We start from the raw sequence: 14,161 nt of genomic DNA, 5'->3' as shown, positions 1-14,161 counted from the left end.
TTTTTCAGCGGCTCAAGCCGCAAGCGAGACAGGCTAAAGCATGGACATGCGCGCAGATCTGCTGATTGTCGGAGCCGGAATGGTCGGTAGCGCTTTGGCGCTGGCGTTGCAGGACCGCGGGCTGGAAGTCTTGTTGCTGGACGGCAGCCCACTGAGCGTCAAACCCTTCGACGGCCAGGCGCCGTTTGAGCCGCGCGTGAGCGCCTTGTCCAGCGCGAGCCAGCGGATACTTGAGCGGCTGGGCGTTTGGGATGGCATCGCCGGCCGACGCAGCAGTCCTTACACCGACATGCACGTCTGGGACGGCAGCGGCACCGGGCAAATTCACTTTTCGGCGGCCAGTGTGCACGCCGAGGTGCTTGGGCATATCGTCGAAAACCGTGTGGTTCAGGATGCCTTGCTCGACCGCTTGCATGAATGCGAATTGGGCATGCTGGCCAATGCGCGCCTGGAACAGATGCGCCGCTCCGGTGATGACTGGCTGCTGACACTGGCCGATGGCCGCACATTGCGCGCGCCGCTGGTAGTGGCCGCTGACGGTGCCAACTCGGCGGTACGACGCCTGACCGGTGTGGCGACCCGTGAGTGGGATTACCTGCATCACGCGATTGTCACCAGTGTGCGGTGCGCCAAGCCTCATCAGCTGACTGCCTGGCAGCGTTTTACCGACAATGGTCCGCTGGCGTTTCTGCCGCTGGAGCGTGATGGTCAGCAGGATTGGTGTTCGATTGTCTGGTCGACCACGCCAAACGAGGCCGAACGACTGATGGCCCTGGGTGACGCAGCATTTTGTCTGGAGCTGGAGCGCGCTTTCGAAGGCCGACTCGGCGCGGTGCTCAGTGCCGACCCGCGTCTTTGTGTGCCGCTGCGTCAGCGTCATGCCAAGCGTTATGTGGCAGAAGGCCTGGCACTGATCGGCGACGCCGCGCACACCATCCATCCGTTGGCGGGGCAGGGCGTGAACCTTGGTTTTCTCGACGCTGCCGTGCTGGCTGAGGTGCTGCTGAAAGCCGCGGCGCGCGGTGAGCGTCTGGCGGATGTGAAGGTGCTCAGCCGCTACGAGCGGCGGCGCATGCCGCACAATCTGGCGCTGATGGCGGCGATGGAAGGATTCGAGCGGTTGTTCCAGGCCGATCCGCTGCCGGTGCGCTGGTTACGTAATGCCGGGTTGAAGCTGGTCGATCAGATGCCCGAGGCCAAGGCGTTGTTTGTGCGCGAGGCCTTGGGGTTGATTGGCGATTTGCCGGCGCTGGCCAAGGCCTGAGACTGGCGTTGGGGGCTGATGGGCTCTTCGCGAAGGCCTCGTCACATTCCATACATTTTCTAAACTCTGCAACATCTGGTTACGCCTCCATTGACACTTCGATTGAGAAGGTAAATGTGAGTCTTTATCATTTGCCCTCAATTTCAAACGAGAGACCACCACAATGTCGGCACCCAAGCGTCTACTGACTGCACTGGCCCTGTCCCTGATCGGCAGCACCGCCGCCCAGGCAGCCGACGAAGTGGTGGTCTACTCCTCGCGCATCGACGAGCTGATCAAACCGGTGTTCGATGCCTACACGGCCAAGACCGGTGTTCAGGTGAAGTTTATTACCGACAAGGAAGCGCCGTTGATGCAGCGCATCAAGGCCGAGGGCGAAAATGCCACCGCCGACCTGTTGCTCACGGTCGATGCCGGTAACCTGTGGCAGGCCGAGCAGATGGGCATCCTGCAACCCTTCACCTCAAAGACCATCGACACCAACATTCCGCTGCAATACCGCTCGTCTTCCCATGCCTGGACCGGCCTGAGCCTGCGCGCGCGAACCATCGCCTATTCCACCACTCGCGTGAAACCGGGTGAGCTGACCACTTACGAAGCGCTGGCCGACAAGAACTGGGAAGGTCGGTTGTGCCTGCGCACGGCAAAGAAGGTTTACAACCAGTCCCTCACTGCCACCATGATCGAGGTGCACGGCGCTGACAAAACCGAGCAGATTCTCAAGGGCTGGGTGAACAACCTGTCCACGGATGTGTTCTCGGATGACATCGCGGTGCTGGAGGCGATCAACGCGGGTCAGTGCGACGTCGGCATCGTTAACACTTACTACTACGGTCGCCTGCACAAGCAAAAACCTGACCTTGCGGTGAAGTTGTTCTGGCCGAATCAAGCGGATCGCGGCGTGCACGTAAACCTCTCGGGGATTGGCCTGACCAGGCACGCACCGCACCCGGAAGCGGCCAAGGCATTGGTGGAGTGGATGACCACGGCCGAAGCGCAGAAGATCTTCGCTGACGTAAACCAGGAATTCCCGGCTAACCCGGCTGTTCCGCCTTCTGCAGAAGTGGCAAGCTGGGGCAAGTTTGTTGCCGACACCTTGCCTGTGGAAATTGCTGGCAAGCGTCAGGCTGAAGCGATCCGGATGATGGATCGGGCCGGCTGGAACTAACACCGTTGTGATCCCGGCGAGTGGTCACGTGTGGCGAGGGGTTTACCCCCGTTGGGCTGCGAAGCGGCCCTAAAGCCAGCGACTGCATGACTCCCGACCTATCGCGTCTGCAGATTTACGACTGCTTCGCAGCCGAACGGGGGTAAACCCCCTCGCCACAGTGCGGCGTCGCGATTAATCTTGCGCCGGCCAATTTTTCTCGAGAATCCCCTTGGCCCACCCCGCCCAACGCCGCTGGTATCCCCTGGTCTTCGCCATCGCTGCGCTGGTCCTGTTGCCATTAAGCGTTTTGCTGTTGTCCTGGCAAACCTTCGATCAGCAAATCTGGTCCCACCTGTGGGACACGCAAATGCCGCGGTTGCTGGGCAACACCCTGACGCTGGTGCTCGGCGTCGGCCTTGGCGTAACGCTGCTGGGCGTAAGCCTCGCCTGGCTTATCAGCCTGTGTGAATTCCCCGGGAGAAAATGGCTTGATTGGGCACTGATGCTGCCGTTCGCCATTCCCGCCTACGTGCTGGCGTTCGTCTTCGTCGGCCTGCTGGATTTCGCCGGCCCGGTGCAAACTCTCATGCGCGAATGCTTCGGCAGCGGCTTCAGATTGCCCCGTGTGCGCTCCACCGGTGGGGTCATCCTTGTTCTGGTGCTGGTCTTTTATCCCTACGTTTACCTGCTGGCCCGCAGCGCATTCCTCGCTCAGGGCAAAGGACTGATGGAAGCGGCGCGCGTCCTTGGCCAATCGCCGTGGCACGCGTTCTGGCGTGTAGCCCTGCCCATGGCCCGCCCGGCGATCGGTGCGGGTGTGGCGTTGGCAGTGATGGAAACCCTGGCTGACTTCGGCGCGGTGTCGGTCTTCAACTTCGACACGTTCACCACCGCCATCTACAAAACCTGGTACGGATTCTTCAGCCTCTCTACTGCAGCGCAACTGGCCAGCCTGTTGCTGCTGGTGGTGATGCTCGTGCTATACGGCGAACGCCGCGCGCGCGGCGCCAATCGGGCGAGTAATGAGCGGCCGCGGGTGAAAGCGCTGTATCACCTGCGAGGCATCAAGGCGCTGGCCGCTACGGGGTGGTGCGCTCTGGTGTTTGCCTGTGCATTCGTGATTCCGGTGCTGCAACTGGTGGTGTGGTTCTGGCAGCGCGGACGTTTTGATCTGGATGAGCGTTACACCGGCCTGATCGTTCACACGTTATATCTGGGAGGCATGGCCGCGTTGATCACTGTCAGCGTGGCGTTGGTGCTGGCCTTCGCCCGCCGACTGGCGCCAACCCGGGCGATCCGCTCAGGGGTCAGCCTTGCCAATCTCGGCTACGCCTTGCCGGGGTCGGTGCTGGCGGTGTCGATCATGCTGGCGTTCAGTTACCTGGATCGCGAGCTGGTCATCCCGCTATCGGGTTGGCTGGGCGGTGCCGGTAAACCATTGTTGCTCGGCAGTCTCTCGGCCTTGTTACTGGCATATCTGGTGCGGTTCATCGCCGTGGCTTACGGGCCGCTGGAAAACAGCCTGGCGCGAATACGGCCTTCTTTGCCCGAAGCAGCCCGTAGCCTCGGGGTCAGTGGGCCGCGACTGTTTTTCAAAGTGTATCTGCCGTTATTGCTGCCGGGGACGCTGAGCGCTGCGTTGTTGGTGTTCGTCGACGTTCTCAAGGAAATGCCCGCGACCCTGCTGATGCGCCCATTTGGCTGGGATACGCTGGCGGTGCGCGTCTTTGAAATGACCAGCGAAGGTGAATGGGCGAGGGCGTCGTTGCCGGCCTTGACCCTGGTTCTTGTCGGCTTGTTGCCGGTCATCGGATTGATCCGACGCTCGGCGCATCGAAACGCCTAGGTGCCAGTCCTACACCTTGAGGCTACAATGCGCGGCATTCGGTGCGGTCCGTCCTACAGACCCGGTAGCTGAGATCTGCTAGAAGCCCTCTGTTTCAAGGGTTGCAGCAGGTATGGCACCGGTCCGCACCTTCGCCACGCCCGGAAGGAGAAACCCATGGGACAGCGTACGCCTCTGTACGACCTTCACCTCGCCCTCGGTGCGAAGATGGTCGATTTTGGCGGTTGGGATATGCCTCTGCATTACGGTTCCCAGGTTGAGGAGCACCATCAGGTGCGCCGCGATTGCGGGGTCTTCGATGTATCCCACATGACCGTGATCGATGTCGCCGGGCCCCAGGCCAAGGCTTGGCTCCAGCATTTGCTGGCCAATGACGTCGAGCGTCTGCACAGCCCCGGCCGGGCGTTGTACAGCGCCATGCTTAACGAGCGCGGCGGGATCGTGGACGACATGATCGTTTACCGTCTCGATGAGGGTTATCGGCTGGTGGTCAATGCCTCGACCCGCAATCAGGACATGGCGTGGATGCAGGCGCATCTCGATGGTTTCGATGTCCAGATCAATGAGCGCACCGAACTGTCAATGCTGGCTATTCAAGGTCCCCACGCCCGGCACAAGATCGCCGAACTGGTGACCCAGTCCCGCGGCAATCTGATCCAGATACTCAAACCTTTCGAAGGGCAGCCTGACGGCGACTGGTTCATTGCGCGCACCGGTTACACCGGCGAAGACGGGCTCGAAATCATTTTGCCGGCCAACCAGGCTCCAGGATTTTTCAACGATCTGGTGGGCGCAGGCATCTCGCCGATTGGCCTCGGCGCGCGCGATACCCTACGGGTCGAAGCCGGCATGAACCTCTACGGCCAAGACATCCATCAGGAGGTTTCGCCGCTGGCGTCCAACATGGCTTGGAGCATTGCCTGGGATCCGGTCGCTCGCCAGTTCATCGGCCGCGCGGCGCTGGAAGCCGAACGCACCGATGGCATACAGCACAAACTCGTCGGTCTGGTCCTTGAGGAGCGCGGCGTTTTACGCGCTCATCAGGTGGTCCGGATCGCCAATGTTGGCGAAGGGGAGATCACCAGTGGTAGTTTCTCTCCTACGCTTAGCAAGTCGATTGCACTGGCGCGCGTGCCGATGGCAACTGCCGACCGCGCCGAAGTGGAAATCCGTGGCAAGTGGTACCCGGTCCGAGTGGTCAAACCGACCTTCGTCCGCCATGGCAAAACCTTGATCTAATCTTTTCCGGCGGGCCTGACCGCTGATAATTCTCTTGAGGACACAGAACATGAGCGATATCCCTGCCGACCTGCGTTTTGCCGAAAGCCACGAATGGGCGCGCCTGGAAACCGATGGCACCGTCACCGTGGGCATCAGCGATCATGCTCAGGAAGCCCTGGGTGACGTGGTGTTTGTCGAGCTGCCGGAAGTCGGCAAAGTCTTCGAGGCCGGTGTTCCGTCCGGTGTGGTCGAGTCGGTTAAAGCAGCCTCCGATATCTATTCGCCTGTGAGCGGCGAAGTGATTGCAGTCAACGAAGAGCTGGGTACTTCTCCTGAGTCGCTCAACACCGACCCGTACGGCGCGTGGATCTTCAAGCTGAAGCCGAGCGATGAGGCTGAGCTGGACAACCTGCTCGATGCCGCCGGCTACAAGGCCGCCATCGGCGAGTAAGTCCCAAGCGTCACTCCAAAGCCCTGACCCGTCGGGGCTTTTTTCGTCTTGCAGATCAAGATCTTCTGATGTTCCAAGGGCCCCATGACATCGGCTGCTATGCTGTTTTGACCGTGTTGCATCGACGCTGAGCGCCAGTCATGAGAGACCCCGTCATGTCCCAGTTGCCTTCCTTGAGTCAGTTACGCGACCCCAACGCCTTTCTTCGCCGCCACCTCGGGCCAGACGCGACCGAGCAGCAGGCGATGCTCGACAGTCTGGGCCTCGGCAGTCGGGTCGAGCTGATCGAGCAAACGGTACCGCCGGGCATCCGCCTCAACCGTGCGCTCGATCTGCCGCCAGCGCTCGATGAGCAGGCCGCTCTGGGCAAGCTTCGTGGCTACGCCGAGCAGAATCAGGTATGGACCAGCCTGATCGGCATGGGCTACCACGGCACCCTCACGCCGACCGTCATTCTGCGCAACGTTCTCGAAAACCCCGGTTGGTACACCGCGTACACACCTTATCAGCCCGAGATCGCGCAGGGCCGGCTCGAGGCGCTGCTTAACTTTCAGCAAATGACCATCGACCTCACCGGCCTGGAACTGGCCAACGCCTCGCTGCTGGACGAAGCCACCGCTGCTGCCGAAGCCATGGCGCTGGCGCGGCGCGTTGCCAGGTCAAAAAGCAACCTGTTCTTCGTCGACGAAAACTGTCACCCGCAGACGATTTCCGTGGTGCAGACCCGGGCTGAAGGTTTCGGCTTCGAGCTGATTGTCGACGCTGTGGATAACTTGCAGCAGTACTCGGTGTTCGGCGCGCTGTTGCAGTACCCCGACACACACGGCGAGATCCGTGATCTGCGCCCGCTGATCGATTATCTGCACGCCCAACAAGCGCTGGCTTGCGTCGCAACGGACCTGCTCAGCCTGTTGCTGCTGACCCCGCCGGGAGAATTGGGCGCCGATGTGGTGTGTGGCTCGTCCCAGCGTTTTGGTGTGCCGATGGGTTACGGCGGGCCGCATGCGGCTTTTTTTGCCAGCCGCGAGGCGTACAAACGGGCGATTCCGGGGCGAATCATCGGCGTCTCGAAGGATGCGCGCGGCAACACCGCGCTGCGTATGGCCTTGCAAACTCGTGAACAACACATCCGCCGCGAGAAGGCCAATTCGAACATCTGCACTGCCCAGGTACTGTTGGCCAACATTGCCGGTTTCTATGCGGTTTATCATGGTCCGGAAGGGTTGAAGCGCATTGCCCAGCGCGTTCACCGCCTGACCTGCATTCTCGCTGCCGGCCTGGAGCGCCACGGCATTTCACGCCTCAATCAGCACTTTTTCGACACGCTGACCCTGGAGGTCGGCGGCACGCAGACGGCGATTATCGAAAGCGCTCAGGCGGCGCAGATCAACTTGCGCATCTTGGGGCGCGGGCAGTTAGGCCTCAGTCTTGATGAAACGTCGGATGAGACGACGGTCGCGAAATTGTTTGATGTGTTTCTGGGTGCTGACCATGGGCTGAACGTCGACGATCTGGATGCTGAAACGCTGGATTGCGGCATACCGGAGGGGCTGATGCGCACGTCGCCTTTCCTGCGTCACCCGGTCTTCAGCGCGCATCACAGCGAAACCGAAATGCTGCGTTACCTCAAGCAACTGGAGAACAAAGATCTGGCGCTCAACCAGTCAATGATTCCCTTGGGTTCCTGCACCATGAAGCTCAACGCCACCAGCGAGATGATCCCCATCACCTGGCCGCAGTTTGCCAACCTGCACCCCTTTGTGCCGCAAGAGCAGGCGAGCGGCTACTCGCTGATGATCGAAGAACTGGAGCGCTGGCTGTGCGCGATCACTGGCTTCGATGCGATCTGCATGCAGCCGAACTCCGGCGCTCAAGGCGAATACGCCGGGCTGCTGGCGATTCGCAAATACCACGAGAGTCGTCACGAAGGTGCACGGGATATCTGCCTGATTCCGTCATCTGCCCACGGCACGAACCCGGCGTCGGCACAGATGGCCGGCATGCGCGTGGTGATCGTCGAGTGTGACGGGGCCGGCAATGTCGATCTCGATGACTTGAAAAACAAGGCTGCCGAGGCCGGCAGTAAACTTGCGTGCCTCATGGCGACCTATCCTTCGACGCATGGTGTGTACGAGGAGGGCATCAGCGAGATCTGCGAAGTTATCCACAGCCATGGCGGACAGGTGTACATGGACGGCGCCAACCTGAATGCGCAGGTGGGATTGGCACGTCCGGCGGACATCGGCGCCGATGTGTCTCACATGAATCTGCACAAGACCTTCTGCATCCCGCATGGCGGAGGCGGGCCGGGCATGGGGCCGATCGGAGTGCGCGCGCATCTGGCGCCGTTCGTGGCCAATCATCCGGTGGTGCCTGTCGACGGACCCTTGCCGCAGAACGGTGCGGTCAGCGCAGCCCCTTGGGGCAGCGCGAGCATTCTGCCGATCAGCTGGATGTACATCGCGATGATGGGGCCGCAACTGGCGGACGCCAGTGAAGTGGCGATCCTCTCGGCGAATTACCTGGCGCAGCATTTGTCAGGAGCGTTCCCGGTGCTTTACACCGGACGCAACGGTCGTGTGGCGCATGAGTGCATTCTCGATCTGCGACCGCTCAAGGCATCGACCGGTATCAGTGAAGAGGACGTGGCCAAACGGCTGATGGATTATGGCTTCCACGCGCCGACCATGTCGTTCCCGGTGCCGGGGACATTGATGATCGAGCCGACTGAAAGTGAATCCAAGGCCGAACTTGACCGCTTCATCGCAGCGATGCTGAGCATCCGCGCGGAAATCACCGAGGTGCAAAACGGCAACTGGCCCGCCGAGGACAACCCGCTGAAGCGCGCGCCGCATACGTTGGCCGACATCACCGGGGTGTGGGAGCGGCCCTACAGCATCGAGCAGGCCGCCACACCGGACGCGCACACCAAAGCGCATAAATACTGGCCGGTGGTGAACAGGGTGGATAACGTCTATGGCGACCGGAATCTGTACTGCGCCTGTGTGCCGGTGGATGATTACCGCTGATCTCCGGTTACGCATATCACCCCTGTGGGAGCTGGCAGGCCAGCATCCACAGGGGTTTTGTGGCGGGCAAAAAAATGCCGCTCAGTGAGCGGCATTTTTATGCAGCTGAAACATTTATTCCGATGCAACGGCGTTCTTCGCCAGAATCGCATTCGCCAGTTCCATGTCGGTGGCCTGCAGGCCCGGGTTGTCGGCGCGGACTTTCTGCATGGCCGCTTCAAGGTACGGGCCGCGGATGCCACCCTCACTGGCGACGAAACTGCCCGCATCGTCCTGAGCGGCAATAATCAGTTTGTGGTCCTTGAATGTCAGGTAAGTCGAACCTGTGGTCGCACCGGACGAAATGACGTTACGCCAGAAGCTGTCGGCCATCGCCGAACCAACGGGAAGGGACAGCAAAGCGAGGGTAGCGACAGCAAGTTTGAAACGCATAGGGTGACTCCACTGGGTTAACTACCGCGTTTGATCGCCAGTGCGCTGGCCAGTTCCGTGACCGGTGCGCAGCGCTGTCCAGTGCAGCGCTATTTCTGCTCGCTTTGCGGCGTTACGCGCAGCACTTCCTCAATGGTCGTCAACCCCGCCGCGACTTTCTGCGCCCCGGACAACCGAAGGCTGCGCATGCCTTCCTTGAAAGCCTGACGGCGAATGGACAGCAGATCGGTGTCGGGATTGATCAAGGCTTTCACGCCGTCTGTCAGTTGCATGATTTCGTACACCCCGGCGCGACCGCGATAGCCGGTGTCGCGGCACTCCACACAGCCGACGGCGCGTTGGGCGTTGGTTGGCAGTGGCGCCTGCCACGGCCTGGTGAGCGTCTGCCAGTCTTCGTCGCCCAGTGTCAGGGGCGCTTTGCAGTGCGGGCACAGCGTTCGGACCAGACGCTGAGCCATCACGCCCAACACAGTGGCCTTGATCAGGTAATGCGGCACGCCGAGTTCCAGCAGGCGGCTGATGGCGCTGGGTGCATCGTTGGTGTGCAGCGTCGACAACACCAGGTGACCCGTGAGGGCCGCCTGAATGGCCATTTCTGCCGTTTCCAGATCACGGATCTCGCCAATCATGATGATGTCCGGATCTTGCCGCATCAGCGCGCGAACACCGGCGGCGAAGGTCAGGTCGATGTTGTGCTGAACCTGCATTTGATTGAACGCCGGCTCGACCATCTCGATCGGGTCTTCGATGGTGCAGAGGTTGACCTCCGGCGTCGCCAGTTTTTTCAATGTGGTGTACAGCGTGGTGGTCTTGCCCGAACCGGTCGGCCCGGTGACGAGGATAATGCCATTGGGCTGGCGGGTCATGTCCTGCCAGCGGCGCAAATCATCGGTAGAAAATCCCAACTGGTCGAAGTTTTTGAGCAGCACTTCCGGGTCGAAGATCCGCATGACCATTTTTTCGCCGAAAGCAGTGGGCAGTGTCGACAGTCGCAATTCGACCTCACCGCCCTCCGGGGTTTTGGTCTTCACCCGGCCGTCCTGGGGTTTGCGCTTTTCCGCGACGTTCATCCGGCCAAGGCTTTTCAGTCGGCTGACGATGGCCATGGTGACTTGCGGCGGGAATTGGTAAACGTTGTGCAGCACGCCGTCGATACGGAAACGCACCGTGCCTTGCTCGCGGCGGGGTTCGATGTGGATATCGCTGGCGCGTTGCTGAAAGGCGTACTGGAACAGCCAGTCGACGATGTTGACGATATGCGCATCGTTGGCATCCGGCTCCTGATCGCTGGCGCCCAGGTTGAGCAACTGTTCGAAATTGCCGAGGGTATTGCTCTGCTGATCGGCATTGGTGGCGCCGCTGACCGATTTGGCCAGGCGGAAAAACTCCACGCTGAAGCGCTGAATGTCTACCGGGTTGGCCACCACACGCTTGATCGGCAGCTTCAGCACATGGGTCAGATCCGCCTCCCATGCGTTGACGTAGGGTTGGGCGCTGGCCACGGTCACGGCGTCGTGGTCAACCGACACCGCGAGAATCTTGTGGCGCTGTGCGAATGCGTAGGACATCAAAGGCGTCACTGCCGCGACGTTGATTTTCAGCGGATCGATGCGCAAGTACGGCTGACCGGCCTGCTGCGACAACCACAGAGTCAGGCTTTCAAGATCGAGGTGTTTGCCGGCACGGCTGAGGTCGTCCAGCTGCTGACTGGCGATGAACTCCAGCGGATGCATCTGGCCGCTGGCGGTGTGGCGGCGGCGCGCATTGAGCGCGAGCTCGGCCGAATCCTGGCTGATAAAGCCTTGCGCGACCAGTTCGCGCAATAACTCATTGAGATCCAGCCAGCGGTCCTGAGTGGCAAGTTGAACGGACATGCGGGCTCCTCATGAACAACAGTTCGCAAAGGATAGTCGCGTAATCGCTGACCGTTGGGCCACTACCCGACGAAGCCGTGTCGGGGTTTGTATGCCAGTGTGTGCGGTGCTCGATTTTTGTGGCGAGGGGGCTTACATACGCAGCAGCATCTTCCACGCACGATTCTGATAAACCGCAATAGCCTGTTGCTTGCGCGCATCCAGCGATTCGTCAGTGATCGGCTCGTTCGCCAATTGAGCAAGCTGCTTCAGTTCGCCGTACAGACGGTCCATTTCCGGAATCTCCAGCACGCCGCGGGCGTGATGCAGCCAGGACTGGATCCGCTCGATGCGTGGCAATTGCTCCGCGAGGTCTTCCGGCTGTTGCTGATAGCGCTGCAGTTGCAGGGACGTCGCTTCTTCACCCAGCAAACGCGGGAGCCAGCTACCCAGCTGCGCAGCGCCCTGACGATTGCCACGCACGTTGCGATCGGCAGCCCAGGTGCGGGCCAGTAACCAGCGCGAAGTGTTGAGAGAAAACAGGCCCCAGCGCGGGTCTTCCAGTTCTTCGAGGAACTGCTCCGGCGCGGCCTTGCGCACGTCTTCGTCATCCAGACCGGCCAGCATCAGCGGGCGCCAGTCTTCGAGCAGAGCATCCAGCGCCAAGCGCAGATCGTGCGTCGACTGACGAGGTGCGGCTTGACCCAGGCTGCTCAGCAACGCGCGCAATTCGGCCAGGTTTTCCACCCAGTCCTGCAACAGGCGCCAGTGGCCATTGAAGCGATACTGTTCGGCCAGCCGCTGGCTGCTGCTCAGCAAGTGCCAGCTCAGCGCCGCGAACGCGTCGTCCAGCGGTGTTTCGGCAGTGATCTGCGGCGCGGGCAGGCTCAAGGAATAGCTGTTGGCGTCGTACAGGCGATAACCGCGCTCGGCCTTGCTGATGTCACACGGCATCAGCGCCAGGGTTGCGGCCAATTCCGCGGCCAGTTCCAGCAGGGCGGCCGGCTCGCCTTCGCGCAGCTCCAGTTCCAGCTCGCAGATTTCTTCTTTCTGCTTGCCGACGATTACGTGGCCAAGATCCAGCGCGGCTTCGATGACCACTTTGGTCTTGCCGCGGCCCCAGGCGATTTCAGCGCGTTCGCGAACAAAATCGGTGGTGAAGATCGGTTTCAGGGTTTTCTTGTCCAGTTCGGCCAATTCGTCAGGCCAGCATTCGCCGTCGAGCTTTTTCACGTCGAGCTTGGCTTTGGGCAGGTTCCAGTCGTATTCGTTACGCTCGGACAAACCGGCGACACTGTGGCCGCGGGTCTTGAGGGTCTGAATCACTTCTTCGCCGTCGCGGCGCAGGCGCAGGGCAACCTTGGCGCGGGCCAGGTCGCGCTCAGGCGTGTCGAAGTACTGGTTCATCAGTTCTCGGCGTTCCCAGCCACTTTTATTGCGTTTTTTCAGCAGCGGGTGCTCGCGCAGGGCGGCGAGGGTTTCGCGGCTGACGCGGAGTTTGATTTCAGTTTCTTTTTGCATGGCCGGAAAATCCAGAATCGGGAGCGCAGCCGGGGCGAATGTGTGGCTGCCAAGGCCGTGCAGTGTACAGGACTCATTCGAGATAGGGTCTGTTGACGCTTGGTGACGAGCCGCGGCGGTTTATTCCTGTCGCCGGATGGTTCTATGATGGTCTTCAATTCGGGAGTTGGAGTCAGCGATGCCTTTGCCGTCCATGAAAGATCAGTTCGCTGCGCTGATCGCCGCGCCGTCCGTCAGTTGCACACAGGCCAACCTCGATCAAAGCAACCGCCCCGTCATCGATTTGCTGGCGACCTGGCTCGGCGACCTTGGTTTTGCCTGCGATATCCAGCAGGTCAGCCCCGGCAAATTCAATTTGCTCGCCAGCTATGGCACCGGCCCCGGTGGGCTGGTGCTGGCCGGTCACAGCGACACCGTACCGTTCGATGGCGCCTTGTGGCAGACCGATCCGCTGAAGCTGACCGAGGTGGATGGTCGCTGGGTCGGCCTGGGCAGCTGCGACATGAAGGGTTTTTTTGCGCTGGCGATCGAAGCGGTCCTGCCTTTGCTCGATAAGCCGTTCAAGCAACCGCTGCTGATTCTCGCCACCTGCGATGAAGAAAGCTCAATGTCCGGTGCCCGCGCACTGGCCGAGGCCGGCCGACCGCTGGGGCGAGCGGCGGTGATCGGCGAGCCGACCGGGCTCAAGCCGATCCGCATGCACAAAGGCATCATGATGGAGCGCATCGACATCCTCGGCCAGAGCGGCCACTCCTCCGATCCGCGCCTGGGCCACAGCGCCCTCGAAGCGATGCACGATGCCATCGGCGAGCTGCGCGGCTTGCGCCTGTTGTGGCAGCGCGAATTTCGCAATCCACAGTTCGGCGTGCCGATGCCGACGATGAACTTCGGCTGCATCCACGGCGGTGACAACCCCAACCGTATCTGCGGGCAGTGCTCGCTGGAGTTTGACCTGCGGCCCTTGCCGGGCATGGACCCCAAGGCTCTGCGCGCCGAGATCCTGCAGAAACTCAAACCTGTGGCAGAGCGGCATCAGGTTAAGATCGATTACGCACCGCTGTTCCCTGAAGTGCCGCCGTTCGAGCAGGCCGAGGACGCCGAATTGGTGCGGGTGGCGGAAAAGCTCACCGGCCATCGCGCCGAAGCAGTAGCGTTCGGCACCGAAGCGCCTTATCTTCAGCGCCTTGGCTGCGAAACCCTGGTGCTCGGCCCCGGCGATATCGCCTGCGCTCATCAACCGGGGGAGTACCTCGAAATGTCACGTTTGCAACCTACGGTGCATCTATTACGGCAACTGATTGAGCATTACTGCCTGACACCGGGTTGAGCACAGCCATTGTGGGAGCGCAGTGGATTGACTGAACCTATAAATTGCCGGTGTTCAAACCCGTATT

At 61.0% G+C, this 14,161-nt stretch carries 10 protein-coding genes; 7 read left to right on the top strand and 3 right to left on the bottom strand.

Features of this window, described 5'->3' with window-relative positions:
* Positions 1–46: 46 nt before the first annotated feature.
* The 6 genes from ACYZT1_RS24135 to gcvP all read left to right on the top strand — a co-directional run bounded on the left by ACYZT1_RS24135 (position 47) and on the right by gcvP (position 8,961).
* The gene (locus tag ACYZT1_RS24135; RefSeq protein ID WP_462019314.1) at positions 47–1,264 is read left to right on the top strand and encodes a 2-octaprenyl-3-methyl-6-methoxy-1,4-benzoquinol hydroxylase; all 1,218 of its coding nucleotides are present in this window, start codon (positions 47–49) and stop codon (positions 1,262–1,264) included.
* Between the two features lie 163 nt (positions 1,265–1,427).
* Positions 1,428–2,432, top strand: a complete 1,005-nt coding sequence (locus ACYZT1_RS24130) for an extracellular solute-binding protein (RefSeq protein ID WP_462017026.1) — start codon at positions 1,428–1,430, stop codon at positions 2,430–2,432.
* A gap of 211 nt (positions 2,433–2,643) precedes the next feature.
* Positions 2,644–4,260, top strand: a complete 1,617-nt coding sequence (locus ACYZT1_RS24125) for an ABC transporter permease (protein ID WP_462017025.1) — start codon at positions 2,644–2,646, stop codon at positions 4,258–4,260.
* Positions 4,261–4,416: 156 nt separating this feature from the next.
* A complete protein-coding gene (gene gcvT / locus ACYZT1_RS24120) occupies positions 4,417–5,499 on the top strand; it encodes a glycine cleavage system aminomethyltransferase GcvT (RefSeq protein ID WP_462017024.1) in 1,083 nt (360 codons plus the stop codon).
* A 49-nt stretch (positions 5,500–5,548) separates the two neighbouring features.
* The gene (gcvH, locus tag ACYZT1_RS24115) at positions 5,549–5,932 is read left to right on the top strand and encodes a glycine cleavage system protein GcvH (protein ID WP_462017023.1); all 384 of its coding nucleotides are present in this window, start codon (positions 5,549–5,551) and stop codon (positions 5,930–5,932) included.
* Positions 5,933–6,087: 155 nt separating this feature from the next.
* Positions 6,088–8,961 (top strand): aminomethyl-transferring glycine dehydrogenase, encoded by a 2,874-nt coding sequence (gcvP, locus tag ACYZT1_RS24110; protein ID WP_462017022.1) that lies wholly within the window; start codon positions 6,088–6,090, stop codon positions 8,959–8,961.
* Between the two features lie 114 nt (positions 8,962–9,075).
* On the opposite strand, the gene ACYZT1_RS24105 is transcribed toward gcvP, so the two are convergent.
* The 3 genes from ACYZT1_RS24105 to ACYZT1_RS24095 form a co-directional block, all read right to left on the bottom strand.
* Positions 9,076–9,393 carry a DUF2388 domain-containing protein gene (locus tag ACYZT1_RS24105; RefSeq protein ID WP_462017021.1) on the bottom strand — a complete coding sequence of 106 codons (318 nt, stop codon included), beginning with the start codon at positions 9,391–9,393 and terminating at the stop codon, positions 9,076–9,078.
* Positions 9,394–9,482: 89 nt separating this feature from the next.
* Positions 9,483–11,267 carry a GspE/PulE family protein gene (locus tag ACYZT1_RS24100; protein ID WP_462017020.1) on the bottom strand — a complete coding sequence of 595 codons (1,785 nt, stop codon included), beginning with the start codon at positions 11,265–11,267 and terminating at the stop codon, positions 9,483–9,485.
* Between the two features lie 132 nt (positions 11,268–11,399).
* Complete coding sequence (locus ACYZT1_RS24095) at positions 11,400–12,767, bottom strand: CYTH domain-containing protein (RefSeq protein WP_462017019.1); 1,368 nt, start codon at positions 12,765–12,767, stop codon at positions 11,400–11,402.
* Between the two features lie 178 nt (positions 12,768–12,945).
* Here ACYZT1_RS24095 and argE point away from each other — a divergent pair, with 178 nt between their 5' ends.
* The gene (argE, locus tag ACYZT1_RS24090) at positions 12,946–14,094 is read left to right on the top strand and encodes an acetylornithine deacetylase (RefSeq protein WP_462017018.1); all 1,149 of its coding nucleotides are present in this window, start codon (positions 12,946–12,948) and stop codon (positions 14,092–14,094) included.
* The last annotated feature ends 67 nt before the right edge of the window (positions 14,095–14,161 follow it).

Source organism: Pseudomonas sp. PB3P13 (assembly GCF_054897735.1).
Note: the sequence above shows the minus strand (reverse complement) of the source record. Positions and strands in the feature narration are given on the sequence as shown.